Annotated in this window: 33 protein-coding genes and 2 tRNA genes; 21 read left to right on the forward strand and 14 right to left on the reverse strand. The window is 62.8% G+C overall.

Annotation, left to right across the window (positions count from 1 at the left end):
- Positions 1 to 23: 23 nt before the first annotated feature.
- Positions 24 to 389, reverse strand: a complete 366-nt coding sequence (locus tag IPK59_00150) for a hypothetical protein (GenBank protein ID MBK8157278.1) — start codon at positions 387 to 389, stop codon at positions 24 to 26.
- Positions 386 to 733, reverse strand: a complete 348-nt coding sequence (locus tag IPK59_00155; protein MBK8157279.1) for an EscU/YscU/HrcU family type III secretion system export apparatus switch protein — start codon at positions 731 to 733, stop codon at positions 386 to 388. Before IPK59_00155 ends, IPK59_00150 begins: the two co-directional genes overlap by 4 nt.
- 303 nt (positions 734 to 1,036) lie before the next feature.
- On the opposite strand from IPK59_00155, the gene flgB reads away from it, so the two are divergent.
- From flgB to IPK59_00190, 7 genes are all read left to right on the forward strand, one after another.
- Positions 1,037 to 1,444, forward strand: coding sequence for a flagellar basal body rod protein FlgB (gene flgB, locus IPK59_00160; GenBank protein ID MBK8157280.1), 408 nt, complete (start codon positions 1,037 to 1,039; stop codon positions 1,442 to 1,444).
- A gap of 47 nt (positions 1,445 to 1,491) precedes the next feature.
- Positions 1,492 to 1,899: a flagellar basal body rod protein FlgC gene (flgC, locus tag IPK59_00165; protein MBK8157281.1), complete on the forward strand. Its 408-nt coding sequence runs from the start codon at positions 1,492 to 1,494 to the stop codon at positions 1,897 to 1,899.
- Between the two features lie 17 nt (positions 1,900 to 1,916).
- Positions 1,917 to 2,228 carry a flagellar hook-basal body complex protein FliE gene (gene fliE, locus IPK59_00170; GenBank protein MBK8157282.1) on the forward strand — a complete coding sequence of 104 codons (312 nt, stop codon included), beginning with the start codon at positions 1,917 to 1,919 and terminating at the stop codon, positions 2,226 to 2,228.
- A 39-nt stretch (positions 2,229 to 2,267) separates the two neighbouring features.
- Positions 2,268 to 2,528 (forward strand): flagellar biosynthesis protein FliQ, encoded by a 261-nt coding sequence (fliQ, locus tag IPK59_00175; protein ID MBK8157283.1) that lies wholly within the window; start codon positions 2,268 to 2,270, stop codon positions 2,526 to 2,528.
- 9 nt (positions 2,529 to 2,537) lie between these two features.
- Complete coding sequence (locus IPK59_00180) at positions 2,538 to 3,299, forward strand: flagellar biosynthetic protein FliR (protein MBK8157284.1); 762 nt, start codon at positions 2,538 to 2,540, stop codon at positions 3,297 to 3,299.
- A 14-nt stretch (positions 3,300 to 3,313) separates the two neighbouring features.
- Complete coding sequence (flhB, locus tag IPK59_00185; GenBank protein MBK8157285.1) at positions 3,314 to 4,384, forward strand: flagellar biosynthesis protein FlhB; 1,071 nt, start codon at positions 3,314 to 3,316, stop codon at positions 4,382 to 4,384.
- A 164-nt stretch (positions 4,385 to 4,548) separates the two neighbouring features.
- Positions 4,549 to 6,921, forward strand: a complete 2,373-nt coding sequence (locus IPK59_00190; protein MBK8157286.1) for a response regulator — start codon at positions 4,549 to 4,551, stop codon at positions 6,919 to 6,921.
- 81 nt (positions 6,922 to 7,002) lie between these two features.
- Here the strand turns inward: IPK59_00190 and IPK59_00195 are convergent, their stop codons facing one another.
- Positions 7,003 to 7,296 carry an HU family DNA-binding protein gene (locus tag IPK59_00195; GenBank protein ID MBK8157287.1) on the reverse strand — a complete coding sequence of 98 codons (294 nt, stop codon included), beginning with the start codon at positions 7,294 to 7,296 and terminating at the stop codon, positions 7,003 to 7,005.
- A 270-nt stretch (positions 7,297 to 7,566) separates the two neighbouring features.
- On the opposite strand from IPK59_00195, the gene IPK59_00200 reads away from it, so the two are divergent.
- The 3 genes from IPK59_00200 (at position 7,567) to IPK59_00210 (ending at position 8,228) form a co-directional block, all read left to right on the forward strand.
- Positions 7,567 to 7,643 (forward strand) — tRNA-Pro (locus IPK59_00200).
- A 181-nt stretch (positions 7,644 to 7,824) separates the two neighbouring features.
- Positions 7,825 to 8,133, forward strand: coding sequence for an ETC complex I subunit (locus tag IPK59_00205; GenBank protein MBK8157288.1), 309 nt, complete (start codon positions 7,825 to 7,827; stop codon positions 8,131 to 8,133).
- An 18-nt stretch (positions 8,134 to 8,151) separates the two neighbouring features.
- Positions 8,152 to 8,228, forward strand: a tRNA-Arg gene (locus IPK59_00210).
- A gap of 66 nt (positions 8,229 to 8,294) precedes the next feature.
- Here the strand turns inward: IPK59_00210 and IPK59_00215 are convergent.
- Positions 8,295 to 8,720 (reverse strand): DoxX family protein, encoded by a 426-nt coding sequence (locus IPK59_00215; GenBank protein MBK8157289.1) that lies wholly within the window; start codon positions 8,718 to 8,720, stop codon positions 8,295 to 8,297.
- Positions 8,721 to 8,832: 112 nt separating this feature from the next.
- On the opposite strand from IPK59_00215, the gene IPK59_00220 reads away from it, so the two are divergent.
- Positions 8,833 to 9,729: a LysR family transcriptional regulator gene (locus IPK59_00220; protein MBK8157290.1), complete on the forward strand. Its 897-nt coding sequence runs from the start codon at positions 8,833 to 8,835 to the stop codon at positions 9,727 to 9,729.
- A 4-nt stretch (positions 9,730 to 9,733) separates the two neighbouring features.
- Here the strand turns inward: IPK59_00220 and IPK59_00225 are convergent, their stop codons facing one another.
- Positions 9,734 to 9,949, reverse strand: coding sequence for a hypothetical protein (locus IPK59_00225; GenBank protein ID MBK8157291.1), 216 nt, complete (start codon positions 9,947 to 9,949; stop codon positions 9,734 to 9,736).
- Between the two features lie 218 nt (positions 9,950 to 10,167).
- On the opposite strand from IPK59_00225, the gene IPK59_00230 reads away from it, so the two are divergent.
- The 8 genes from IPK59_00230 to IPK59_00265 are packed head-to-tail and all read left to right on the forward strand — an operon-like array spanning position 10,168 to position 16,245.
- Positions 10,168 to 11,400, forward strand: coding sequence for a dienelactone hydrolase family protein (locus tag IPK59_00230; protein ID MBK8157292.1), 1,233 nt, complete (start codon positions 10,168 to 10,170; stop codon positions 11,398 to 11,400).
- Entirely contained in the window at positions 11,401 to 11,553 is a 153-nt protein-coding gene (locus tag IPK59_00235) for a hypothetical protein (protein MBK8157293.1), read from the forward strand.
- Positions 11,526 to 12,179 (forward strand): aldolase, encoded by a 654-nt coding sequence (locus tag IPK59_00240; protein MBK8157294.1) that lies wholly within the window; start codon positions 11,526 to 11,528, stop codon positions 12,177 to 12,179. Before IPK59_00235 ends, IPK59_00240 begins: the two co-directional genes overlap by 28 nt.
- Positions 12,176 to 12,910 (forward strand): SDR family NAD(P)-dependent oxidoreductase, encoded by a 735-nt coding sequence (locus IPK59_00245; GenBank protein MBK8157295.1) that lies wholly within the window; start codon positions 12,176 to 12,178, stop codon positions 12,908 to 12,910. Before IPK59_00240 ends, IPK59_00245 begins: the two co-directional genes overlap by 4 nt.
- Before the next feature lie 19 nt (positions 12,911 to 12,929).
- Positions 12,930 to 13,706 carry an ABC transporter ATP-binding protein gene (locus IPK59_00250; protein MBK8157296.1) on the forward strand — a complete coding sequence of 259 codons (777 nt, stop codon included), beginning with the start codon at positions 12,930 to 12,932 and terminating at the stop codon, positions 13,704 to 13,706.
- Positions 13,693 to 14,397: an ABC transporter ATP-binding protein gene (locus tag IPK59_00255; GenBank protein ID MBK8157297.1), complete on the forward strand. Its 705-nt coding sequence runs from the start codon at positions 13,693 to 13,695 to the stop codon at positions 14,395 to 14,397. Before IPK59_00250 ends, IPK59_00255 begins: the two co-directional genes overlap by 14 nt.
- A gap of 37 nt (positions 14,398 to 14,434) precedes the next feature.
- Positions 14,435 to 15,298 carry a branched-chain amino acid ABC transporter permease gene (locus IPK59_00260; protein ID MBK8157298.1) on the forward strand — a complete coding sequence of 288 codons (864 nt, stop codon included), beginning with the start codon at positions 14,435 to 14,437 and terminating at the stop codon, positions 15,296 to 15,298.
- 5 nt (positions 15,299 to 15,303) lie between these two features.
- Positions 15,304 to 16,245 (forward strand): branched-chain amino acid ABC transporter permease, encoded by a 942-nt coding sequence (locus tag IPK59_00265; protein MBK8157299.1) that lies wholly within the window; start codon positions 15,304 to 15,306, stop codon positions 16,243 to 16,245.
- Here IPK59_00265 and IPK59_00270 read toward each other — a convergent pair.
- From IPK59_00270 to IPK59_00305, 8 genes are all read right to left on the reverse strand, one after another.
- Positions 16,242 to 16,895 (reverse strand): haloacid dehalogenase type II, encoded by a 654-nt coding sequence (locus IPK59_00270; GenBank protein ID MBK8157300.1) that lies wholly within the window; start codon positions 16,893 to 16,895, stop codon positions 16,242 to 16,244. The two genes, IPK59_00265 and IPK59_00270, sit on opposite strands and share 4 nt — an antisense overlap.
- 79 nt (positions 16,896 to 16,974) lie before the next feature.
- Complete coding sequence (locus IPK59_00275) at positions 16,975 to 18,252, reverse strand: ABC transporter substrate-binding protein (protein ID MBK8157301.1); 1,278 nt, start codon at positions 18,250 to 18,252, stop codon at positions 16,975 to 16,977.
- Between the two features lie 51 nt (positions 18,253 to 18,303).
- Positions 18,304 to 18,546, reverse strand: a complete 243-nt coding sequence (locus IPK59_00280; protein ID MBK8157302.1) for an Lrp/AsnC ligand binding domain-containing protein — start codon at positions 18,544 to 18,546, stop codon at positions 18,304 to 18,306.
- An 81-nt stretch (positions 18,547 to 18,627) separates the two neighbouring features.
- Positions 18,628 to 19,869: a kynureninase gene (gene kynU, locus IPK59_00285; protein MBK8157303.1), complete on the reverse strand. Its 1,242-nt coding sequence runs from the start codon at positions 19,867 to 19,869 to the stop codon at positions 18,628 to 18,630.
- A 2-nt stretch (positions 19,870 to 19,871) separates the two neighbouring features.
- Entirely contained in the window at positions 19,872 to 20,492 is a 621-nt protein-coding gene (gene kynB / locus IPK59_00290; protein ID MBK8157304.1) for an arylformamidase, read from the reverse strand.
- A 64-nt stretch (positions 20,493 to 20,556) separates the two neighbouring features.
- On the reverse strand, positions 20,557 to 20,754 hold the full coding sequence (locus tag IPK59_00295; GenBank protein ID MBK8157305.1) for a hypothetical protein: 198 nt from the start codon (positions 20,752 to 20,754) through the stop codon (positions 20,557 to 20,559).
- Between the two features lie 94 nt (positions 20,755 to 20,848).
- On the reverse strand, positions 20,849 to 21,256 hold the full coding sequence (gene hisI, locus IPK59_00300) for a phosphoribosyl-AMP cyclohydrolase (GenBank protein ID MBK8157306.1): 408 nt from the start codon (positions 21,254 to 21,256) through the stop codon (positions 20,849 to 20,851).
- Positions 21,257 to 21,267: 11 nt separating this feature from the next.
- Complete coding sequence (locus IPK59_00305; protein MBK8157307.1) at positions 21,268 to 22,581, reverse strand: FAD-binding oxidoreductase; 1,314 nt, start codon at positions 22,579 to 22,581, stop codon at positions 21,268 to 21,270.
- A 248-nt stretch (positions 22,582 to 22,829) separates the two neighbouring features.
- Here IPK59_00305 and IPK59_00310 point away from each other — a divergent pair, with 248 nt between their 5' ends.
- Positions 22,830 to 23,696 carry a DMT family transporter gene (locus tag IPK59_00310; protein MBK8157308.1) on the forward strand — a complete coding sequence of 289 codons (867 nt, stop codon included), beginning with the start codon at positions 22,830 to 22,832 and terminating at the stop codon, positions 23,694 to 23,696.
- Between the two features lie 24 nt (positions 23,697 to 23,720).
- Here IPK59_00310 and speB read toward each other — a convergent pair whose 3' ends face one another.
- The gene (gene speB, locus IPK59_00315; protein MBK8157309.1) at positions 23,721 to 24,707 is read right to left on the reverse strand and encodes an agmatinase; all 987 of its coding nucleotides are present in this window, start codon (positions 24,705 to 24,707) and stop codon (positions 23,721 to 23,723) included.
- A gap of 262 nt (positions 24,708 to 24,969) precedes the next feature.
- Between speB and IPK59_00320 the strand changes: the two genes are divergently transcribed.
- A complete protein-coding gene (locus IPK59_00320; protein ID MBK8157310.1) occupies positions 24,970 to 25,935 on the forward strand; it encodes an EamA family transporter in 966 nt (321 codons plus the stop codon).
- Positions 25,936 to 25,940: the final 5 nt, after the last annotated feature.

Genomic DNA, 25,940 nt, shown 5'->3' on the forward strand with positions numbered 1-25,940 from the left:
CCGGGCGATATCAAGTGAGGGTTTCACTTCCGGCCATTGGGCGGTCCGGGATCCTTGCGCGGCGTGGTCGCATAGGCAAGCTGCGCGCGCAAGCGCCGATCCGCCTGCTGCAGGTCGAGCGACAGATCTACATTGCGCCGGCGCAGGGTATAGTCGAGCCGGTCAAGTTCACCCATCAGCGTCTCAAGCGCGGGGCGCAGGGGCCGGGCGATATCGACATTGAGCGAGGCCACGGCATCGCACAGCACGGCGATGCGCATGGCGAGGAGGTCGAGCTCCACCAGCTGACCCGTTTCGGCCATCACTCTGGTGTCGTTGATCATGGCGGAAAGTTCCGCGATGGCCGAACCCAGATCCTCGTGATCGGGCAGGTGGGGGTGGGCCGTCATGGCGTGTCATCCTGGGCATGGCCGTTGGCGCGATAGATGTAGCTGAGGATCTCCGCCACGGCGGCGATGGCATCGACCGGTATCTCGGCATCGAGCTCGACCGCGGCCAGCAGTTCCACGAGGTCCGGATCTTCGCGCACCGGGACGCCCTTGGCGAAGGCGATCTCAAGAATCTGCTCGGCGACGCTGCCGCGGCCGGTGGCCACCACGCGCGGACCGCGCTGGGGACCGGTCGCCCCAGGCTTGGGCTTGTGGTCGAGGGCAACGGCGACGAGAACCCGCTCCTTTGGCTTTTGCCATCGGGGGCGGCGGGGGCCGATCTCGTCCTCGTCGCTGGCACCCATCATCTGCTCCATCAGGACCGATTCTCGGTCCGCCGGGACAATCATTGGTTCCTTATACTATGTGGAGCGCTGCTTAACGAGGCCTTAACGCTGCAGCAATATGATGATGAATCAATACGTTCGCTTGAGTCAGCCAACCTGCTCACACCGGCAGGGCAAAGTGCCACCAATTTGCGGAGATTTTTCGTAGCATTTTAGGTAATTTAACGGGATCTTAAGTCCTGCCGACCAGAATCGGGTTCGAAGCCGTGCCGCGGGTGGTTGGAAAACGACTTTTACGCGGCCGGCAATGGAGCGGAGCGGATGAATTTCACCGACATCCCGTTGTTTGAGCGGCTGACCGAGCGGATGAACTGGCTCGGGCAGCGCACCCGTGTCCTGTCGCAGAACATCGCCAATGCCGATACGCCGAACTACCAGCCCAAGGATGTGAAGCCGCTAGATTTCGATGCCGAGATGCGCAAGTTGGACCCGGTGGCGCCGGCGCGGACCGACAAGAAGCATCTGGTGGGCACGGTGGCGCCGGTGGGCGAATTCGACGCCAAGAAGTCCAAAAAGACCTACGAGACGGCACCGGTCGGCAATGCCGTGGTGGTCGAAGAGCAGATGATGAAGGTCGCTGACACCCAGTTGAACTACAACATGGTGGTCAATCTCTATCGCAAGCATATCGATTTGTTCAAGACCGCCATCGGCCGTGGCGGCGCCTGACATCAGACCGAGCGCCGGATAGGGGCGTGGGTCGCTAGGAGCGTAAAATGGAATTGTTCGATTCGATGTTCATCTCCGCCTCCGGCATGCGCGTGCAGGGAGAGCGTCTGCGCGTTATCGCCGAGAACATCGCCAACGTCGATTCCGTGGGCGAGACCCCGGGTGCCGACCCCTATCGTCGCAAGGTCATCACATTCCGCAACCAGCTCGACCGCGAGATGGGTGTCGACACGGTCAAGGTATCCAAGGTCGGCACCGATCCCAGCGATTTCCGCAAGAAGTACGATCCGGGCAATCCGGCGGCGGACAAGGACGGCTATGTCAGCCTGCCCAATGTGAACGCCCTGGTGGAAATGACCGACATGCGCGAGGCGCAACGATCCTATGAAGCCAACCTCAAGGTGATCGAGGCGTCGCGCAGCATGCTGTCGCGCACCATCGACGTCCTGCGCTGAGGCTGAGGGAACAACCAATGGCCGATCCAATCATCAGCAATGCCGTCAACGCCTACAACGCCGCCGCCAAGGCGCTCGGCTCCAGTGGGCTGGAAGCGCGTGAGAATGCCGGTCCGAGCTTCGGCGAACTGCTGCAGAACATCAAGACTGACGCCATCCAGACGGGCAAGAGCGACGAAAAACAGACCATGATGGCAGCTGCCGGCCAGGCCAACATCACCGACGTGGTGACGGCCGTGTCCGCCGCCGAAGTGACCTTGCAGGCCGTGACCGCCGTGCGCGACCGGGTCATTTCGGCCTATCAGGAAATCATGCGGATGCCGATCTGATCCCAAGGGATCGACCGGTTTCTGTGGTAGGATCCGGCCATGGATGAGGCAGCCCTTCTCGAAATCGCCCGCGACGCGGTGATCGTCACCCTCAAGGTCGGCGCACCGATCATGCTGATTTCGCTGGCGGTGGGACTGCTGATCTCGCTGTTCCAGGCCCTGACGCAGATCCAGGAAGCGACCCTCACTTTCGTACCGAAGGTGGTCATCGTGTTCATGTCGCTGCTGCTGCTGGCGCCGTTCATGTTGCACGCGCTGATCGACTTTACCGAGCAAATCATGTCGCGCGCGGCCGGCTAGACCGGGCACATGTCGATCGAGGGTTTTCTCACCACATCGGTTTTCCAGTTCCTGCTGATCTTCGCCAGGATAGGGGCCGCTATTTCGCTGATGCCGGGCTTCGGCGAAGCCTATGTCGCGGTCCGCGCCCGCCTGGCCTTTGCCCTGCTGCTGTCCTTCGTGCTCATGCCCCTGCTCAAGGACCTCATACCGGTGCTGCCGCCTGATCCGGCCAGCATGGGGGTACTCATTCTGGGCGAGATCACAATCGGCATGTTCTTCGGAGTGATGTGCCGTGTCATCCTGATGAGCACCCTGTCGGCCGGCATGGTCATCGCGCTCCAGATCGGCATCGCCAATGCCCTGTCAGCGGATCCGACCACGGCGCAGCAGGGCGCCATTACCGGCAATTTCCTGATCGCAACGGCGGTAGTCCTCATTTTCGCAACCGGCCTCGATCATCTGACGCTGCGTGCGCTGGCCGGGACCTATGGCGTGTTCCAGCCGGGCGAAATGCCGCAACTTGAAGACATGGCCAACATGATCGCCCGCGTGGTGGGCGATTCCTTCCTCCTCGCCCTGCAAATGTCGGCGCCGTTCCTGGTCTATGGTGTGGTGCTGGTGGTTGGCATGGGACTGATCGCGCGTCTGATGCCGACGCTCCAGGTGTTCTTCGTCGTCATGCCGCTGCAATTGCTGGTCGGGTTTGGGCTGTTCGCGGTCACGGTCTCGGCCGCAATGATCTGGTTCCTCGATGTCTATGCCGATCATCTCTCCGGCCTTGCTGAGTAAGGCAAAGCACGGCGATGTCGGAAGACAATGATGACTCACAAAAAACCGAGGACCCAACGTCCAAGCGCCTGGATGAGGCGCGCATGGAAGGCCGTGTTCCCAAGTCGCAGGAGTTCAACCACCTGCTGATGATTCTGGCCTTCACCATTGCCGTGATCATGTTCGGGAGCCACATCGCCACGGAAATCGTCAACCTGTCGCTGCCCTTTTTCGAAGCACCGGACCAGGTCCCGACTGACCTTGGCCATCTCATCAGCATCGCCTGGCGCATGCTGGGGCTGGTGCTGATGGCCGGCGTTGCTCCCCTGGTACTCGCCTTCATGGCCGCGTTCGGTGCCAGCTACCTGCAGTTCGGACTGCTCTGGTCGGCCGAAAGCATGATGCCCAGTCTCGACAAGATCTCGCCGATGGCCGGGTTCAAACGCATCTTTTCCATGCGCTCGGTCACCGAACTGATCAAGGGCATCATGAAGATCATCGTCGTGGCAACTGTCGTTGGCTATTTCGTGCTGCCATCGGCGGGCGATCTGCATGAACTGATCGGCATGGAGATGGTGCAGTTGATGTCGGCGATCAGAGAGGCGGTCCATACCGTTCTCATTGGCGTTTTCTCCGTCATGGGGTTCATCGCCGCGGCCGACATCTTCTATCAGCGCTTCGAGTATTTGAAGGGCCTGCGCATGTCGCGGCAGGACCTGCGCGACGAATACAAGCAGACCGAAGGCGATCCGCTGGTCAAGGGCCGCTTGCGGCAGTTGCGCATGGAGCGCGCGCGCCGGCGCATGATGGGCGAAGTGCCTACGGCCGATGTGGTGGTGACGAACCCCACCCACTATGCCGTCGCCCTCAAATATGATCAGAACGCCATGGCGGCGCCCAAGGTCGTTGCCAAAGGGGTGGACAAGGTGGCGCAGCGCATCCGCGAAGTGGCGGTCGAGGCGGATGTGCCGGTCATCGAGAACCCGCCGCTCGCACGTGGTCTCTACGCCGCGGTCGATCTCGACCAGGAAATCCCGGCCGAATACTACAAGGCGGTGGCGGAACTGATTTCCTATATCTTCAAACTCAAGAAGCGGCGCCTTTAGAGTGCCGTCACGGCTGGATTTGAAGGGCGGATCGGCTACACTCGACCGTCACTCCAGCGGGAGTCTCGGCAAACGCGTGTTGGCGATCGGGGCGTGCATGCTTTATCGGCGCAATATCATCACGACTGGCCTGGTCTGGCTTCTGGCCGGGAGCCACGGCGCCCATGCCCAGGAGGGAAGGTCTGGCCGCTGACTGGATCACCGTTATGCTGATCATCCTCGTCATCGGCCTGCTGGGTGTTCTGATGGGCCTGGGTCTGCTCTGGCGCAATGCCCTGGCCAGCCGCAACCTGTTGCTGGGGAGCCTCAATGCCACCGGCCGCGCACGCCAGGTGATCGATCCGTCCGGCAAGGTCATTCTTGCCAACGATGCCTTCGACCGGCTTTTCGAAGGCGTCAAGACACCGCTGCCGCAACTGCTTCTGGCCCGCGTCAGCGCCGGGTCGGATGCGGCAGAAATCCTGCGCCAGCTCATCATTGCCGTGGCCGAAGGCGGGCGCGGACGGACGGAAATCGAAATTCCGCAGGGTGACGGCGCAATCGATTGGTTCGATGTCTCCGGACGCAGCATCGCCGGCTTCCCCGGCTATGTCCTGTGGGGTGCAGAACGGGTAACGGCACAGCGGCAGATCGAGGATTTCATCCGCTCGGATCACGAAAAATTCGCCGACCTCATCGAGCATGCGCCGATCGGTTTCTATTCGGTCGACGAGACCGGCCGGTTCCTTTTCATAAACTCCACTCTGGCCGGCTGGCTTGGGTTGGAGCCCGACAATGAGGGGAGCTACCGCGAACACCTCCAGGATCTGGTGGTTGATTCGCTGCCGGGTGTGCCGGCCTACAGCCCGTTCCGGGATTCTCAGGCCCGCAGCGGCGAGGTCGCCCTGCGCGGTCCCAACGGAAGGCTCTTCCAGGCGTTCATCCGACACGATGTCGCGACCGTACAGGTCCCGGATGCCAGCGGCGCGAAGCTGCGCACGCGGTCGGTCGTGCACGACCTCAGCCGCGAGCGCGAACTCGAGAGTGCCTTGCAGGTTTCGGAGCAGTATTTCCAGCGCTTCTTCGAGGAGGCGCCAGCGAGCATCCTGCTGCTCGACGAGAAGGGCCGCGTCGAACAGGCCAATCCCGCCTTCCAGCATCTCCTCATCGGGGCCGACTGGGCGCAGGCCCGCTTCGTCGATCTGGTGCAACCCGAGGAACGGCCGGCGGCCGAGGCGCATCTGGCCCAGGTGATGGCGGAGGGCCGCGCCGGGGCGCCGCTCACCGTGCGGCTGATCGGCGACAAGCAACGCTCCGTCACCATCTATGCCTCCCGTCGCGAGGATCGCGGCCGTGCCATCGGCCTCATCGTGCATCTCATCGACGCCACCGAGCAGAAGCGGCTGGAAGCGCAGTTCGCTCAGTCGCAGAAGATGCAGGCGGTGGGCCTCCTGGCTGGCGGCATCGCCCACGATTTCAACAATCTTCTGACCGCCATGATCGGCTTCTGCGACCTGCTGTTGTTGCGCCACAAGGCGGGTGACCAGTCCTTTGCGGACATCATGCAGATCAAGCAGAACGCCAACCGCGCCGCCAACCTGGTGCGCCAGCTCCTGGCCTTCTCGCGCCAGCAGACGCTGCAGCCGCGTGTGCTCGACGTCACCGATGTGCTGGCCGAACTTTCGCATCTCCTGCGCCGGCTGATCGGCGAGAACATCGAACTGATGATGGAGCATGGCCGCGACCTCAAATTCGTCCGCGTCGACGCCGGCCAGCTGGAACAGGTGATCATCAACCTTGCCGTCAATGCGCGCGATGCGATGATCGAGGGTGGCCGATTGCTGATCCGCACCCGCAATGTGACGACCACCGAGCCGATCAGCCGCGGCGTTGAGGTGATGCCACCCGGCCCCTATGTGCTGATTGAAATCGCCGATACCGGGTCTGGCATTCCGGCCGACATCCTCGACCGCATCTTCGAGCCGTTTTTCTCGACCAAGGCGGTGGGTTCAGGCACAGGGCTCGGCCTCTCAACGGTCTATGGCATCGTGCGCCAGACCGGCGGCTTCGTCTTCGTCGACAGCACGATGGGGAAGGGTACCAATTTCCGCATCTACCTGCCGCAGCACGCCGCGACCAGCGATGCCACGGCCAGGGCCGACCATGCCGAGGACCAGCCGCGCGACCTCACCGGCATTGGTACGGTCCTGCTGGTCGAGGATGAGGATGCGGTTCGCCTTTTCTCGGCCCGCGCCTTGCGCAACAAGGGCTACAAGGTGCTGGAAGCACGCAGCGGCGAGGCGGCGCTGGAACTGATCAACGAGCAGCTCGCCGATATCGACCTCATCATCAGCGACGTAGTCATGCCGCGCATGGATGGGCCGACCTTGATCAAGGAAGTCCGTCAGCGTCGCGCCGATATCAAGGTCATCTTCATTTCCGGCTATGCCGAGGATGATTTCCGCCGCAAGATCGATGCGGGGGAAGAGGCGCATTTCCTGATGAAGCCCTTCACCTTGAAGCAACTGGCGACCAAGGTGAAGGAAGTGCTCGATTGAGCGGCCGCGTGCCAAACGAAAACGCCGCGCTCCTGTGGGGCGCGGCGCTTTCGCGAAATCGGATAACAGATCAGAAATCGATCAGATCGATTCCTTCAGTTCCTTGGCAGCGCGGAAGGCGATCTTCTTGCTGGCCTTGATCTTGATGGCTTCGCCGGTGGCCGGATTGCGGCCCATGCGCGCCGGGCGCTTGCGCACCTGGAAGATGCCGAGCGCCGGGATGCGAATCTTGTCGCCCTTCTTCAGATGTTTGCCAACCAAAGTGACGAGATCGCCGAGGATCTCGTTCGCCAGCTTCTTCGAGAGTTCATGCTTTTCAGCAAGATCGGTGCCGAGCTGCTTCAGCGTCACGGTCTTTTGTGGTGCGGCTGCCATTGTAAGCCCCTCTGTCACAGGTGATTCCCAGGGCGCGAGCATAACGACGGCAGAAATGAGTCGCAAATGAAGAAAGCTCGGCAGGATCGACGGAAATCCGCTTGACGCAGGCCTTTCTGCAGCGCAATGACGGGCTGCCGAACGGCCGCGCTGCAACCTGAAAGGGACGGCGGGGCCCGGTCGGGACCATTCCGGCCTCTCCATGAAATCGCCCGTTGCAGTTTCCGTGGGCTTTGATAAAAGGGCTGGAAATGCTTGATTTTGCGGGATCGGGGCGTAGCTCAGCCTGGTAGAGTACCTGCTTTGGGAGCAGGGTGTCGGAGGTTCGAATCCTCTCGCCCCGACCAATCCGCAGCCCGTGTTAACGGGTTATTTCAAGCTTGGATGCCAATATTGTCGCCGAACCAACCCAACAGGCGACACGGGAAAATCTCCGCCCGGCCCGCGTTTCACGGGGTCTGGGCAAGGTGTCACAGGACTTCAATCGGGTTCTGTGGGACGCGGTCGACAGAGGAGCGAGGGCAAGAGATGGTCGCGAGAATCTATCAGCCGGCAAAGTCGGCGATGCAATCCGGGCGCTCTGGCCGCGCCAGCGAATGGCTGTTGGAGTTCGCGCCCGCGAGCCGGCGCGAAGCCGATCCGCTGATGGGCTGGACCTCGAGCAACGACACGCGCCGCCAGGTGAAGCTCAGCTTCCCGACACAGGAAGAGGCCGTGTCATATGCGACACTCGAAGGCATCGCCTATGAGATCGAGAAGCCGCAGCAGCGCACGGTGACGCCGAAGGCCTATGCCGACAATTTCCGCGCCGACCGCGTCGGCCGCTGGACGCATTGATTTAAGCGGAACGCGATTGACCCCGTAGCTCAACCGGATAGAGCACCTGCCTTCTAAGCAGGATGTTGCGTGTTCGAGTCACGCCGGGGTCGCCAGGATCAAATAAAGAAAAAGGGCGGCAGCGATCATCTCGCTGCCGCCCTTCTGCTTGGTGCGCGTGATTAGGCCCGGGCGGGCTGCGCCGATTTGCCGAGCACGTTCTCGATCGCATAGGCGCCATTGCCGAGCAGCGCCACGACGCCTGAGACGACGATCAGGAACAGCGGGTATTCCCAGCCGCCATTGGCCGCGCTGAACACCCAGCCATTGCCGCTGTGCACCCAGAAGGCGCCGAGCAGGATCGGGATGAGGGCGATAGAGACCAGGCGCGACTTGAAGCCGAGGACGAGGGCGATGCCGCCCAGCGCTTCGCCGGCGAAAGTCAGGTAGGCCAGGGCCGCGGGCAGGCCCAGGGATTCGAAGAACTGGGCGGTGCCGGCCAAGGTGAAGGTCAGGTATTTGAGGATGATGCTGTGGGCCAAAAACATGATGCCCAGCGACAGGCGCAGGACGAAGGCCGCGAGTTGGGCATTCTTCTGATCGGTCATGACGGTCGTTCCTTCTGGGATGGGGCGTGAAGTGTGAAACCAATATCGCCTGTTGAATTGCTGATATAAACTGCGAAGAATTCGTCAAACACAATTGCAAAAGCGCACAGGTATGTCCGTTAACACGCTGGAATGGAACGATTATCGCGTTGTCCTGGCGATTCACCGGGCTGGCGGATTGGCACCGGCGGCGCGGGTGCTGGGGGTCAACCACGCGACCGTGTTCCGCCAGGTGAACGGGATGGAAGCGCGGCTGGGGGCCCGGCTCTTCGACCGGCACCGCAGCGGTTATGGCCTCACCGCCGTGGGCGAAGTGGCCCTCGCCGCGGCGGAAGCGATGGAGGTGCAGGCGCTGGCGGCCGAGCGGCGCATGGCAGGGGGCGACCTCAGCCTTACCGGCACCATTCGCGTCACCGCGCCCGATGACATGGTGCAGCGCCTATTGCTGCCGATGTTTGCCGATTTCCGCGCGCGCTATCCAAAGATCGAGCTGGAGGTGATCGTCGAGAACCGCTTCCTCAATCTGTCACGGCGCGAGGCCGATATCGCCCTGCGCCCGACGGCGGCGGCACCCGAGGCGATGACCGGAATCAATATCGGGCCGCTTGCCATGACGCTTTATGCGACGGCACAGCTGGCCTTGCGTCTGGCTGGTGGCGAAACGTTGGAAGAACTTCCATGGATCGGTTGGGAGGATGGGGCGGAGACTTTGCGCTTCGGCGGCTTCTATCGCAGCCGCGGCCTGCAGCCGGTCTTCGCCTACCGCAGCAATTCGCTGCTGGCGCAGGTTTCCGCGGCTGAAGCCGGATTGGGTGTCGCTGTCCTGCCGTGCTTTGCGGGGGATACCAGCCCGGTCTTGCAGCGCCTGGAACCGATCGACGGGGCGTTCACCACCAATCTGTGGATCCTGACGCATCCCGATCTGCGGCGCGCGGCACGCATCAAGGCATTCATGGATTTCATGTCGGCGGCCTTGCGCAGGAAGCGCACCTTGCTGGCCGGCGGCTAAGCGATCACTTCTCGCCGCAGCTGCCCAGGGTCTGGATCGGGCAATCCGGCCATTCGGGTGAATCGATCGGTGCGCTGATATAGATCGCGACCAAAGCGAAGGCAGCGAAGGCGAGGCCGAGCAGGGCAAGTCCCCCTTGATTGGATCCGGTCTCTTCGGGTTTCGGCTCAGGCCGCAGCAGGCCATCGGAGACGGCTGCCGTGTTGGTGCTGTTCTTCACTTTCTCATTCCGTCCAATGAGCAATGATTCCAAGGGTTAGATATGGGATCGATTGCGTGCAGTGCAGCAGCGACAAGGCGTCACAGAGCCGTCGGAGCTGTGATCGGGGCGCTGGAGCCGTTATTGAACGCCCCAGCGTACATATAGTTGCCAAGAAGGGGCCGATCGGGCAGTTTTCGGGCAGCCACGGCAAAAATAGTACCAGGGAGAGCAAAATCATGGCCGGCAGCTATATCAATGTGAACGCCCCGGATGGCGGGCAGTTCCGCGCCTATCTCGCAACGCCGAAATCGGGCAAGGGCCCCGGCATCGTGCTGTGCCAGGAGATTTTTGGCATCAACGCCTATGTGCGCGAGACCGCGGACTATTATGCCGAGGAAGGCTATGTGGTGCTGGCGCCGGATCTGTTCTGGCGCATGGAGCCCAATGTCGACATGGGCTATTCGCCCGAGGAATGGCAGAGGGCCTTCGGTTTCTTCCAGAAATTCGATGTCGACCAGGGCATCAAGGATATCGCCGCCACAGTCAAGGCGCTGCGCGCGCGACCCGATTGCAACGGCAAGGTCGGCGTGCTCGGCCATTGCCTGGGCGGGAAGCTCGCCTACCTCACCGCGGCGCGCGTCGATGTCGATGCGGCGGTCGGCTACTACGGTGTCGGCATTGAGGGCGCTCTCGACGAGGCCAAGAACATCAAATGCCCGACCGTGCTGCACTTCGCCGAGCTTGATCAATATTGCGGCAAGGATGCGCGTGACCAGATCTACGGTGCCTTGAAGGAACGCAGCGATATCGAGCTCTATACCTATCCCGGCGTCGATCATGCCTTTGCCCGCACCATGGGCGATCACTACAACAAGCCGGCGGCGACCCTGGCGCATTCGCGCTCGATCGCGCTGTTCCACAAGGCGATTGGCCCGCGCTACGACCTCTCCGGCCTGTGGGATGCGCATTGCTATCATGAGTTCGCGACGCGCGATGTCGCCGCCACCATGAAGACCATGGTCGAAGAACCCTATGTCAACCACATCCCGACCATGACCGGCGGCGTCGGGCAGAAGGAGCTGGCGCGCTTCTACCAGCATCATTTTGTCAACAACAACCCGGCCGATACCAAGCTGGTGCCGATCTCGCGCACCATTGGCGCTGACCGCGTCGTGGACGAGATGCTGTTCTGCTTCACCCACACGACCGAGATCGACTGGATGCTGCCGGGCGTGAAACCTACCGGCAAATATGTCGAGATCCCGCTGGTCGCCATCGTGTGCTTCCGCGGCGACAAGCTCTATAACGAGCACATCTATTGGGACCAGGCCTCGGTCCTGGTGCAGATCGGTCTGCTTGATGCGAAGAACCTGCCGACGGCGGGTGTCGAGACGGCAAAGAAGCTAGTCGATGAAAAACTGCCGTCGAATACCTTGATGAAACGCTGGTCGGAAAGTGCGGGCAAGTAAATGAGCAATCCCCTGAAGGACAAGCTTGCCCATGGCGGCTGTATCACCTGCCATTGGGCCACCTTGGGATCGCCCTCGGTCGCCGAGTTGCTGGCGGGATCGGGCCGGACTGCATCGTCTTCGACATGCAACATGGGCTGTGGGATCGCCTGAGCCTCGAATATGCGATCGGCCTGGTGCGCCACAAGACGGTGCCGACGGTGCGCAGCGTCGATGCCTCCGACCATGCCATCGGCATGGTGCTGGATGCTGGGGCCCGGGCACTCATCGTGCCAATGGTCGATACGGCGGATCAGGCCCGCGCCGTGGTGCGCGCTGCCAAATATCCGCCGCTGGGTGGGCGGTCCGGCGGCGGCACGCGGCCGATGCTGGATTACAAATCCTACATGGCCGCCGCCAATGACGAGATCATCGTCGCCGTCATGATCGAAACGGCGACGGCGGTTGCCAACGCGGCCGAGATCGCGGCGGTGCCCGGCATCGACATGCTGTTCATCGGCCCGTTCGATCTTGCGATGTCGCTCGGCACCTTTCCGGATTTTGGTCCGAAGCATGAGACGGCGGTGCAGTCGGTGCTGCTCGTTGCCAAGGCCGCCGGCAAAAGCTGCGGCATCTTCACGCCCTATGCGAGCTTTGCCGCGGACCGCCGTGCGCAGGGTTTCCAATGGGTGGTGCTGGCCTATGACCAGAGCCTGATCCAGGAGCCGGCCAAGGGTGCGGTGAAACATGCGCGCATGGGCCATGGGCCGGATCTGGTCAGGATGCGGTTGCCCTGGTGAGCGGTGCCAATGGCGGCATCGGCAGCGAAACCGTGCGGGCTTTGCTGCGCGCGGGAGCAGCCAAGATCTATTGCGGCGCGCGGCAGCTCGACAGCCTGCGCGCGCTGACTTCGGTGGCGCCGGACAGGCTGATCCCGGTGCAGCTCGATGTGACCGACGCGGCGAGTGTCGCCAAGGCGGCTGTCACCTGCCAGGATGTGACGCTGCTCATCAACAATGCCGGGTGGAATTCGAATGAGGGCCTGTTCAGTGCAAGCGCGCTCGACAATGCCCGGCGCGAGATGGAGACCAACTATCTCGGCACCTTTGCGGTGTCGCGGGCGTTCCAGCCGGTGCTGGCGAAGAATGGCGGCGGTGGTCTCGTCAACCTCATCACCGTGGTGGCGCACAGCAACCTACCCTTGATGTCGACCTATGCCGCCTCGAAGGCGGCGCTGCTTTCCCTGACGCAGGGTTTGCGCGCGGAACTCCGGGAGCAGGGAACCCATGTGATGGCGGTGCTGCCGGGGGCAGTCGACACGCCGATGACACCGGGCTTCGAGGGCATGAAGATGCGCCCGCTTCAGGTAGCCGAGGCGCTGATCCAGGGCCTTCATGCGCGGATGGAGGATATCTATCCGGGCGGCATGGCGTCGGGCGTCTTCAACGGTATCGCCTTCGACGCGAAGGCGATCGAGGGCGAGTTTGCCAATTACTTGCCGGCGGATTCGTCGGCGCGACCCAAGGCATGAGCCGCCACCAGCATCGCACATGATCATCGTTGAGAACATCGTCAAGCGCTTCGGCGGCATTCGTGCCGTCGACGGCTGCAGCCTGTCCGTCGCCAAGGGGTCGGTCACCGGCTTGATCGGCCCGAATGGCGCCGGCAAGTCGACCCTGTTCAACATCATCGCCGGGTTGATGCGGCCGGACCAGGGCTCGGTCAAGCTGGATGGCGAGGATGTCACCGGCTTGCCGGCACACAAGTTGTTCGGCAAGGGCCTCGCGCGCACCTTCCAGATCGCCCATGAATTCGGCCGCATGACGGTGCTGGAAAACCTGATGGCTGTCCCTGGCGAGCAGTCCGGCGAGCGCATCGTCAATGCCTGGCTGCGCTGGCCGACCGTGCGGGCCGAGGAAGCGAAGATTCGCGCCCGCGCCGAGGAAGTGCTCGCGCAATTGCGCATCGATCATGTGACGCATGAGCTGGCCGGCAACCTTTCCGGCGGGCAGAAGAAGCTGGTGGAATTGGCGCGCACGATGATGTGGCAGCCCAAGATCGTGCTGCTCGACGAGATTGGCGCCGGCGTCAACCGCACGCTGCTCTCCGAGATCGCCGGCGAGATCGAACGCCTCAACCGCGACCATGGCTACACCTTCTTCGTCATCGAACACGACATGGACCTCATCGCGCGTCTCTGTTCGCCGGTGATCGTGATGGCGGAAGGCCGTGTGCTGATGCAGGGGTCGATGACGGAGATCCGGCGCAATGCCGAAGTCATCGAAGCCTATCTCGGTGGTGGAAAGGTCAGCCATGGCGCTACTTGAAGCCAAGGGGCTGGTCGGCGGCTATGGCGGGATGGACATCCTCAACGGTGTCGATCTCGCCGTCGAGGCAGAGGAGATCGTCGTCATCATCGGTGCCAATGGTGCGGGCAAATCGACCGCTATGAAGGCGCTGTTCGGTCTCATCCATCTGCGCGCGGGCCACGTGACCCTCGACGGCGCCGATATCACCGGTGCCGCCCCCAACGCGCTGGTGGGCCATGGCATGGGCTATGTGCCGCAGGAACGCAACGTCTTCCGCACGATGAGCGTGCGCGAAAACCTCGAGATGGGCGCCTATCTGAAACCGGCCAGCCAGGCGCGGGTGATGGAGCAGGTGTTTACCCTGTTCCCGATCCTCAAGCAAAAGGCCAACCAGCCGGCCGGCGAACTCTCCGGCGGTCAGCGCCAGATGGTGGCTGTGGGGCGCGCGCTGATGACGGAACCCAAGCTGCTGATGCTTGATGAGCCGACAGCGGGTCTTTCGCCACTGGTGATGGAGCAGATCTTCGACCGCATCGTCGCCGTGAACAAGGCCGGCATCGGCATCCTGCTCGTCGAACAGAATGCGCGCCAGGCGCTGGCCATCGCCCATCGCGGCTATGTGCTGGCGACGGGCCGCAACCGATTTACCGGGACGGCCGCGGAGCTGCTCGCCAATCCCGAAATCGGTCAGTCATTTCTGGGTGGGTGACGTGGAAGCCTTGGCCGAATTCGTCAACCTCTAATCCCTGCCGGGCGTCGCCGTGGGCTGCATCTATGCGCTGGGTGCGGTCGGCATCTCGCTCATCTTCGCGATTCTGCGCTTTGCGCATTTCGCCCATGGCGAAGTGATGACGCTGGGCGCCTATCTCGCCTACAGCCTGGTGGCGACCCTGGGTTGGTCGGTCTATCTCGCCTTGCCGGTGGCGGTCATCGGCGGCGCACTTGCCAGTGTCGCCATCGACCGGGTGGTCTACCGGCCGTTCCGCCGCAGCCCCGGGATCATCGTCGTCATCGCTTCCTTCGGCGTCATGCTGGTGCTGCGCTCGCTCATTCAGCTGTTCTGGGGCGTCGATGTGCTCAATTACGAGACCGGCATCCGCAAGCCCATTCCGCTCATCGGCGATTTTCGCCTGGCGCAGAAGCATATCATCATCATCCTGGTCTCGCTGGCGATTGCCGCGGCGCTGCATTGGTTCCTCAGCCGCAGCCGCATGGGCAAGGCGATGCGCGCGATGAGCGACGATGCGGATCTCGCGCGCATCTCCGGCATCGATACCGAGATGGTGGTGCGCTGGACCTGGCTTATCGGTGGAGGGCTTGCGGCGGCGGCCGGTGTCTTTGCCGGCATCAATTCCAAGCTCCATCCCAGCGTCGGCTGGGACCTGCTGCTGCCCTTGTTCGCGGCGGCGATCCTGGGCGGCATCGGCAAGCCCTATGGCGCCATCGTCGGCGGGCTTGCCATCGGCATCGCCCAGGAAGTGGCAACCTATCCCTGGGTCGGCGATCTGCCCCTGGTGCCGCCTGCCTACAAGAACGCGGTCGCCTTCTTCGTCATGGTCTGCATGCTGATCTGGCGGCCGACCGGCATCTTCAAGGGCCGGGTGCTGTGATGGACATGCAGCTCTTCGGCCTCCTCATGTATGCGATTTCCTTGGCCACCATGTTCGGCATCTATGGGGTGCTGTGTCTGGGGCTCAACCTGCAATGGGGCTTCGCCGGCCTGTTCAATGCAGGAATCGCCGGCTTCTTCGCCGTGGGCGCCTATACGACCGCCATCCTGACCTCGCCGGAGAGTCCGAATTACCTCGGCGGTTTCGGCTGGCCGCCGCTTTTGGCGCTGCCCATCGCCATGCTGCTCTCGGGCCTCATCGCCTGGCCGGTCGGGCGCATCTGCCTTGGGCTCAAGGGCGATTATCTCGCGATGGCGACGATCGGCATTTCCGAGATCATCCGCCTGGTCCTCAAGAACGAGGATTGGCTGGCGAACGGCACGATGGGCATCTCGACCGTGCCGCGACCGTTCGAAAGCCTCGGCCAGCCCTGGGGTAACATCGCCTTCCTCGGATTCGTGCTGCTGGTGATGATCATTCTCTATGTTGCGGCCGAGCGCGCCTGGATGTCGCCCTGGGGTCGCGCCATGCGGGCGATCCGGGACAATGAATTGGCGGCGGCCGCCATCGGCAAGGATGTCGTGCGCTTCCGGCTCGAAGCCTTCGTCATCGGCTCGATGGTGATGGGGTTGGGCGGGGCGCTTTCCGCCATGTATTTCAAATTCATCGGCTCCAGCGCCACGGAACCCTTGCTCACCACCTTCCTCGTCTGGGTGATGCTGATCATCGGCGGCAGCGGCAACAACCGTGGTGCGATGCTGGGGGCGGGGCTGGTCTGGCTGATCTGGTCGGGGACAGAGCTCCTCACCAACCGGCTGCCGGCGGAATGGATCACGCGCTCATCCTATATGCGCGCACTGCTCATCGGCGTCCTGCTCATCGTCGTGCTGCAGCGCTTCGCCAAGGGCGTGCTGCCCGAAAAGCCGCCGCGCCGGATCGACGGCTAGATCAGCTCGCTGAGCGAGGCGATGACCTTGGTTTTGCCGGCGAGGTGGTATTCGTCCGGTCCCGCCTGGCGGCGCAATTGGAACACCTGGAAGCCGAAGCTCTCGGCGCCCATCGCATCCCAGGCATTCGACGAGACGAAGCCGATCTCGCTCGGCAACAGCTTGAGGGCGTCGGCCGCCATGGCATAGACGCGCGGATCGGGCTTGTAGATCCTGATCGCATCGACCGAAAGCAGGGGATCAAGCAAGGCGGCGATGCCGGCCGAGGCCACGGCCTCGCGCAGCAGCGCCGGCGTGCCGTTGGAGAGAATGCCGAGCCGCATCCCCGCAGCCTTCAACTGCGCCCGCGCCGGGCCGACATCGGCAAAGGGGGCGAGGTGATGATAGCTGTCGAGGAGGTCCTGGCGCAGGCCCGCATCCCCGTGTCCATGCAGCGCGAGGGCAAAATCGAGCGCGTCGGCGGTCACGGCATCGAAGGGCCGGTAGCGGCCGGCAAGTGTCAGCGTCCAGGTATATTCCAGCTGCTTCTGCCGCCACAAAGCCGACACGGCCCCGGCAACAGAGCCCAACCGGTCAGCATGACGCGCGACACTCGAATGAACATCGAGCAGGGTGCCATAGGCATCGAACAGGATTGCCTTCATTGCCATCACACCTCCCAAAAGGAAAGCGGCCCGCCGATGATCTGCCGATCACAAGCGGGCCGCATGTCGCAATCGTTAGCGCAGGTTACGGCGTGACGAGCCCGACCTGCTTGTAGCCGGTGCCATCGACCACGAAATGGCCGATCACGCCGGGGATGTCACCATTGGCATCGAATTCCATCTCGCCGGTGGCGCCGGAATAGTCGATGTCCTTGCCGGCGGCCAGCAATTCCTTGGCCTTCTTCCACTCGCCGGGCAGGATCTTCTCGCCGGGCGCGTTGGCGACTTCGCGCAGGGCGTCGCGCACCTTCACGCGGTCGGTCGAGCCGGCCTTCTCGACGGCAAGGGCCGCGAGCATGACCGAATCATAGGTCTGGCCGATGAAGATCTTGTCCTTCGAACTCTGATAGGCGGCGGTGTAGAGCTCGTCGAACTTCTTCGCGGCATCGCTCTCCGGCGCCGAAGGCGAGGTGAAGAACGAGGTCTTCAGATTGTCGGCGCCGATCTGCTCGATGAGCTTGTTGTCGCGCAGGCCATCGGTGCCGATGAAGCGGGTGAAGAGGCTGTTCTCCAGCGCTTCCTTGACGATGGTGGTGCCGCTGTCACCGGCATAGGCGATCAGCACCAGGGCTTCCGGTTTGTCCTTGGCGAGGGTCCCGAGTTCGGCGGCGTAGCTCTGCTGCTTCTCCTCGTGCTTCACCTCGGCCGTGATGGTGCCGCCGCCGGCCTTGTAGGCGGTGGCGAAACCGGTGGCGAGCGGCGTTGCGTAATCATTGTTGGCATAGGTGAGGGCCACGGTCTTGATACCCTGGTCGAGCACCAGCCTGGCCAGCACGACACCCTGATAGGCGTCCGAGGGCACGATGCGGAAGACGTAGTCATTGTCCTTGAGGCTGGTGAAGTCCGGCGAGGTCGCGGTCGGCGAGATCTGCAGCACGCCCGAGGGAATGGTGACCGCGTTGGCGGCGGCCAGCGTCGTGCCCGACATCAGCGCGCCGACGACGACCGGCACGTTCTCGACATTGACCAGCTTGGTGGCAGCATCCACGGCACCTTGCGTGGCGCCAGTGGTGTCGCCGACCACGGTCACCATCTTGCCGCCCAGCAATCCACCGCCCTCATTGATTTCCTTTTCCGCAAGCTTCACCGAATCCATCATCGGCGGGATGAAGCTGGCGATCGGACCGGTGACATCGAACAGGATGCCGACCTTGGTGTCTCCGGTCGCCGGTGCCGCGGCCGGTGCCGCCGCCGTCGTAGCGGTGGTGTTGGTGGCAGCCGCCTGTTCTTCCTTCTTCTCCTCGCCGCAGGCGGCGAGCGCCAGGCCGGAGGCGAGAAGGGCTGTGATGCTGGCCCGCTTCATCAGCGAGATCCTGGTGGTCATGGGCAGTTCCCCCTTGTGGAATTGTTCTGGTTACGTAAACGCGTTGAAGGTGATGATGGTAAGCGTGTCCTTGACGAAGGGCAGGGTCTGCAGCTCCGAGGTCACGAAGCGGCCGACATCCATGTCGCTGGGCAGGTAGCATTTCACCAGCAGGTCGTACTGACCGGAGATCGAGTAAAGCTCGGCGATCTGCTGCACGGAATCGAGCGCCTTCTCGGCGACCTCATAGGCCTTGCCGGGATCGCATTTGACCATGACGAAAATCGGCCGCATGAAACGCCACTCCCTGATTCCTGTCGATGTGGCGCATGTTGCCCCGGGTCGCCGGTAAAATCCAGCCCCGTGGGCGGTCGGTCAGGTGACGGCGGCGCGTTGGCGGAAGGCCGGTTTCTGCCATTCCGCGGTCACCAGCACCGACTTCAGGGCGGCGACGGCGTCCCAGATATCCCGGTAGCGGACATAAAGCGGGGTAAAGCCGAAACGCATGAGGTCTGGCGCCCGGAAATCGCCGATCACCCGGTGGCTGATCAGCGCCTGCATGACGGCATAGCCCTCGGCATGGGCATAGCTCACCTGGCTGCCGCGCGCCTTGCCCTCGGTCGGGCTGGCAAGGGTGAGGCCGAGCCCGCCGCATTCCTGCGCCACCAGCCGGATCATGAGGTCGCCCAGCGCCAGGGACTTTTCCCGCAGCAGGCTCATGTCGATTCCGTCAAAGGTGGCAAGCCCGCATTCAAGTGCGGCCATGCTGAGGACCGGCGGCGTCCCCACCAGGAAGCGGTCGATCCCGGCCTTGGGCTGATAGGCGGTCTCGAAGGCAAAGGGTGCCGCGTGGCCGAACCAGCCGAACAGCGGCTGTTGGCTCGCCTCCAGCCAGCGCTTCGCCACGAACAGGAAGGAAGGGGCACCCGGGCCACCGTTCAGATATTTGTAGCCGCAGCCGATCGCAAAATCGGCGCCGGTGCCATTGAGGTCGACCGGCAGGGCGCCGGCCGAATGCGCCAGATCCCACAAGGTCAGCACACCGGCGGCCTTCGCCCTGGCATTGATCGCCGCCATGTCGTGCTTGCGGCCGGTGCGGTAGTCGATCTCGGTCAGCATCACCACGGCGACATCGGCGTCGATGCGCGCGATGACATCATCGGGGGCCACCAGCTCCAGCCGATGATCCTGCCCCAGCAATTGCGCAAGACCCTGCGCCATGTAGAGGTCGGTCGGGAAATTGCCGGTGTCCGACAGGATGACCTTGCGCGTCGGCTGCAGGGACAAGGCGGCGCTCAGCAGCTTGAAGGCGTTGAGCGAGGTTGAATCGCACACGACCACTTCATCGGCCTCAGCGCCGATCAGCTTTGCCAGCGTCGCGCCGAGGCGCCGCGGCAACTCGACCCAGCCATGCTTGTTCCAGCCGGTGATGAGGTCGCGGCCCCATTGCTGGCGGATCACGGCATCAAGGCGCGCCGGTGTCTCTCTCGGCAGGGCGCCCAGCGAATTGCCGTCGAGATAGACCATGCCGTCCGGCACCTCGAAGCGGTCGCGCGCGAAGGCCAGCGGGTCCTTGGCATCCAGCGCCTCGCAGTGGGCGCGGTCGATCAAGCTCATCTTTAGAGACTCCGGAGGATGGCACGGACCGGGCTCGAATCCGCGCCGGCGATCTTCAAGGGCACGGCGATCAGTTCATAGCTGCCGAAGGGCACGGCGTCGAGCACCAGTCCTTCGAGGATCGCCATGCCGTGCCGCGCCACCGCAAGATGCGCATCCATCGACTTCGAGGTTTGCGGATCGAGCGAAGGCGTGTCGACGCCGATGAGGCGCACGCCGCGCGCGGCCAGTGCCTCGATCAGCGATGCAGCGACAGCGGTGAAGTTCGCGTCCCAAACCTGTTGCGGCGCCTTGTCGTAGGTGCGCAGCAGCACACGCGTAGTGCCGTCGGCCAGTTGCGGCAGCACATCTTCGCTGGTGACGCATCCCTTGGCCGCGCGCACGTCGATCACCTGTGCCGGACCCAGATAGATGCCCGGATCGACGGCATCGATCGCGACGCCGGTTTCGTCGTAATGGAACGGTGCGTCGGCATGGCTGCCGCTATGAGTGGAGAGAGTAAAGGCGGAGACATTGACCGGCACGCCCGGCCCCATCGACCAGGTGCGGCGCAGATCAAAGCGCGTGTCGCCCGGCCAGACAGGCAGATCGTTTCGCAAGGTCTGGGAAATATCGTAGATCATGAATCGCCGCGGCTGGTGCTAGGTACCGGAGCCTAGGCGAGGGCGTGAGGGACGGCAAGCCGGCCTATTTCGGCGCGAGCATGAAGTAATAGACGGCGACCAACCCGCCCCCGGCAAGAACAAGAAGCCAAAGCGCAATGCCGGCCATCTCCATGCCGCCGAGACCGGACTTTGCGGGTTTTGCGCCAGCATCTCCCGACCCATCGATACGACCAGCGACGATATCCAGCGTGCGCTGTTCATTCTCTTTGCGGGAAGACATGCCAGTTCTCCGACGGCGAGTGCACCAATAACCAGTGCCGTCGTTTCATGGTGTAGCTTCAAGGCTTTAACAACGTCTTAAATCTGAGACATCGTTATCGGCCTTTGTACAAATGAGATGGGTCGATAATCACATCGGCGACTACAATGGGATTGTTATCCCGAATGGCGGTGAAAAAGCAGTTCCGCCGGCCGGTATGGCAAGCGACGCCGATCTGATCAACCAGCAGGAGCAGGCAATCGCGGTCGCAGTCGACGCGGAACTCGATCAACCGTTGCTCCTGGCCCGATGAATCGCCCTTGCGCCACAGCGCCTGCCTGGAGCGAGACCAATAGACAACGCGACCGCCAGTGAGGGTCTCGACTATGCTCTGGCGATTCATCCAGGCCATCATCAGCACTTCGCCGGAATCGTGCTGCTGGGCGATGGCTGGAATCAATCCATCGGCGTCGAAAGTGAGTCCGTCAATGAAGGCCTTGGTGGCGGGGCTGAGGTCAGTCACGGATTCATTCCTTACCAGATTGAGAGCGGTTGCTTCACATCACCTTCGGCGAAGCGGGCAAGTCGGAACGGCCTCAGATTGAAGTCGATCTGCGTTCCCTGCACCAGGTCATTCATCGTCTTGCCGACGATCGGGCCCAATGCGAAGCCATGGCCGCAGAAGCCGGTCGCCACGAGCAGGCCGGGAATGGCCGGTGGCGCATCCAGCACGGGAATGCCGTCAGGCAACGTATCGATATTGCCGGCCCATTGTTCGGCTATGCCGACCCGGCCGATATGGGGAAAGGCACGCTCCAACAGGCGCGCCGCATCGCGCAGGCGTTCCTGCTGCGGCTCGATCTTCGGATCGCGCACATGGATCGCCGGCAAGCGCGCCTCTTCGCGCCAGGGCATGCGCTGGCACAGGTCCCTGATCAGCGATGCGCCGACATGCAGCGTCAAGCCCTTGGCGCTGTCCCGATAGGCGCGCCAATACCAGGGGGCAAGGCGCAGGTGATCGAGTACCACGTCGACATCGCCATGCATGCTGGAGGCGATGTTGAACGACCCGTCCCGCCGCTTGCGGAAGGCGATGCCGTCGCCGACGAAGGCAGCTTCGGTGATATGAGGCAGTATGTTGGTCCGGGCGACGGAGCCGCGCACATAGGATTGCGGCAGGTTGACACCGATCCCCCGCAGCAGCCGCCAGGAACTGGCGCCGGCGCAGAGCAGCACATTCCTGGCCTTCACCTCTCCCCATTCGGTGGCGACACCAGCGACGGCGCCGCCCGCTCGCTCGATCGAGAGCGCGCCGCAACCTTCCAGGATGATGGCACCAAGGTCGCGGGCACGTTGTGCGAAGGCGGCAGCAGCCTTGCGCGGCTCGGCATGGCCGTCGCTCCTGGTATAGAGCCCACCGCTCACCGGACTTGCGAGATTGGGCAGCATAGTCCTGACCTCGGCGACGCTCAGCAATCGGGTGTCCAGGCCAAAGGGCCGCGCCGTGTCGAACCATTTCTCGCGATAGGCCATGATGGCCGGTGTGCCGCTGGCATAGAGGGCGCCGCCTTCATTCCATTCGAGGTCGCTGTCAAGCTCGGCTTCCAGACCACGCCACAGCTTCTTGCCAGCCTCCATCAGGGGGATTTCATCGGGGTCGCGCATCTGCACCCGCACAAAACCCCAGGCGCGCGAACTCTGCTGCCCGGCGATGCCGGACTTGTCGACCAGCACCACTTTCATGCCGGCCTTGGCCATGTAATAGGCGCTGGCACAGCCTTGGATACCAGCGCCAATGATAACGACATCGGCGGTGGAGGGCAGGGCGTTCGGCTGGTCCAAGGTGATTCCCCGATTGACTGCATTTCGTGCATGGGAATGTCCAGCCTCGACCCAGCGCTGTCAATCTACTACCGGTTACCCTGCGTCATGTGGCGTACACACGGTCGTCATGCAGGCGCGGTGATTGACCGCCTCCGCCATGTCTGGGACATTGCCGTGCCCTGATACAGGATGTCGGGCTATGGGTCGGGGGAACGATGGGGCGCTGGGTAGGTGTCGGAGGGCTGCTGCTGGTAGCTCTTTTTTGGGGCGGCATGATCCCATTGACCAAGTATCAGCTGGAACGCTGGGACCCCTACTTTCTGGTCGCCATTCGGACTTTGGGTGCTGTTCCCCTGCTGTGGCTCCTCGTGCTGTGGACCGAACGCGGGCGTGCAAAGCCGGCGCCGGTGGCCGCGTGGCGCATTTGGACTTTCGGTGTCATCGGCAATGGCGGTTTTGCGATCCTTTACGCCGTTGGCGTCCAGTTCAGCGATCCGGTGCTGGCGGCCATCGTTACCGCGACCGGACCCGCGGTGGCCGCGGTCACCGACCGGGTCTTCTTCCGTCTTCCCTTCAATCGCCTCATGGTGCCGGGCCTCATCGCCAGTGCCGCCGGCTGTGCGCTCGCCTCGATCGATCCCGGTGCAGGCGATGATGGCATCGCCTTTGGTGGCGGCGAGGTCTTGATCCTGCTCTCGGTTATCTGCTGGGCCTGGTATTCGACCGTGGCGCAACGCTGGTGCCCAGACTGGACTCAGGCGCGCATCACCTTCGTCACCATGGCCACGTCCGGCGTTGTAACGACCGCGATCTACCTGCTGCTGTCTGTCGTCGGACCGGCACAGTTTCCACCGGCCTGGCCCGAGGCGCCGATCGAAGGCTATAGCCTGCTCTGGTACATCATCACGGTGATGGTGTTGGGCGTCGTGCTGTGGAATGCCGGTGTGCGCGCGGTGGGTGTCGTCACGGCTTCGCTCTATGTCAACCTCACGCCGGTTGTGGCAATTGCAATTCTGGTGTTGAGCCATGATGCGAAACCCACGACGCAGCAATTGCTGGGCGGCGGCCTGGTCCTGCTGGGGATCGTCTATTCGGAATGGCGCATCCTGCAGGCGCGGCGCTCAGTTTCTGTGACTTAAGCGGTCACGCCTGCAGTTTGTAGGCTACGTCAATTTGCCGTCGGCCTTGCGCTTGGCAAACAGGCAGATGAGGTCGCAGGCGATGTGGGCTGCCGCCAGCGCCGTGATCTGGCTCTGGTCATAAGCTGGGGCCACTTCCACGACATCCATGCCAACGAGATTGAGCTCGGTGAAGCCTCGCACGATGGCCAACCCCTGCGCAGCCGACAGGCCACCCGAGACCGGCGTGCCGGTGCCGGGCGCAAAGGCCGGATCGAGGCAATCGATGTCGAAGGTGAAGTAAGCCGGCCGGTTGCCGACGATGCGGTTCACTTCGGCAATGACGGCGTCGGTGCCGTGGCGATGTACCCAGGCGGCATCCAGGATGTTGATGCCCATGAAGTCGTCGTTCCAGGTGCGGATGCCGATCTGCACGGAATGTTCGACGTCGATGAGCCCGTCCTTGACCGCCTTGTAGAACATTGAGCCATGATTGAGCGAGCCGGGGACATCATCGGCCCAGGTGTCGCAATGGGCATCGAAATGGATGAGCGAGAGCGGCTTGCCGAACTTTTCGACATGGGCCTTGAGCAGTGGATAGGTGACGTAGTGGTCGCCACCGAAGGTCAGCATGCGCGCGCCCGATTTCAGGATGTGGCGCGCATGATCGACGATGGCGTCGTGGATTGTCATCGGGTTGTGAACGTCGAGATAGCAATCGCCGTAATCGATCACGGCAAGGTTTTCGAACGGATCGAAACCCCAGGGATAGGGTTTGAGCGACGCCACTTCGGCGGAGGCAAGGCGGATGCCCTGCGGCCCAAGGCGCGCACCCGGCCGGTGCGTCACGGCCAGGTCGAGCGGCACGCCGCTGATGACCAGATCGGCGCCTTTCAGATTCTTGCCGTAGCTGCGACGCATGAAGGAGAGTACGCCGGCGAAGGTCGGTTCATAGGCAAGGCCGTAGGGGCTCTTGCGGGAGATGGCGCCATCGATCTTGATGTCGCTGTCGTCGGTTGCATCCTCATGCATTGGAAAATTCCGTTCCTGGGTTTCGTCGCTTAGGGCTCTCCCCTAATGGTCGCCTGGGTTCGATCGGTAGGTATCGGATGGCTGGGGCTCTCCCCCAGTGGTCGTCATTGTGGTCGTGTCAGCAGTCGCTTCGCTCAATTAGGGCAGCGTGAAAATGGTCGTTCCCCGTCACAAGCGTGACGACCATAAGCAAGCTTTCAGATAGTGTCGAGCCGAGATTTTGACAGCGCTTTCCCGCAACCGACTCGGGTGACGATCAATCATGGCGAAATGGATCGGCTATTTCGGCCTCCTGCTGCTTGCCCTGCTCTGGGGCACGATGGTGCCTGTGGTGAACCATCTGCTGCAGCGCTGGGATCCCTATTTCCTGGCGGCCTTTCGCTATCTGGGCGCGGTGCCGATCATGTGGGCGGCGCTCTCATTGCTCGAACGGCAGCGCACGGTCGTGCCGGCAGGGCAGGCGCGAGGCAAAGACGTCCCGAAGGCCGGTGGTTGGCGGGTCTGGCCATTGGGCATCATCGGCATCGGCTGCTATTCGGCGCTCTACACCATTGGCGTCTACAATTGCCATCCAATCACCGCGGCTATCCTCAGCGCCACTTCGCCGGCCGTGGCGGCGATCGTCGACCGCATCGTATTCCGCGTGCCTGTCAACCCGCGTATGGTGCCGGCCATCACCTTGGCCATCCTGGGAAGTGCCCTGGCCACGGTCCATTTCGGGGCAGGCGACATGTTCGATTTTCGCGGTGGCGAGATCCTGATCGTCATCGCCTTTGCCTGCTGGTCCTGGTATTCGACCGCGGCACAGAACTGGTGCCGTGGCTGGTCGCAACTGCGCATCACCACGATGACGATGAGCACTGGCGGCGTTGGGCTGGTCGTCATCTACGGCGTGGCGGCGCTGCTGGGCGGTGCGCATTTCCCGCCACCGCTGCCCGACAACCTTGTGGACTGGCTCATCTTCGCCTGGATGACCATCGTGCTGGTGGCGTTCGGGGTCTATCTGTGGAATTTCGGCGTGAAGCGCGCGGGCGTCGTCATTGCCAGCCTCTACCTCAATCTGGTGCCGGTGGTGGCGATCGGAATCTTCGCGCTGTCGGGCACAGCACCCACGGTGATGCAAATGATCGGCGGCCTGCTTGTCATTGCTGGCATTGTGATGTCTGAATTGCAGATGTTGAAAGCGAAGAAGCCGGATCCGGCCCTGGAGTCCGCGCATCTCACCTGAGGGAG

This window comes from Rhodospirillaceae bacterium (assembly GCA_016712715.1).
Taxonomy (GTDB): domain Bacteria; phylum Pseudomonadota; class Alphaproteobacteria; order Dongiales; family Dongiaceae; genus Dongia.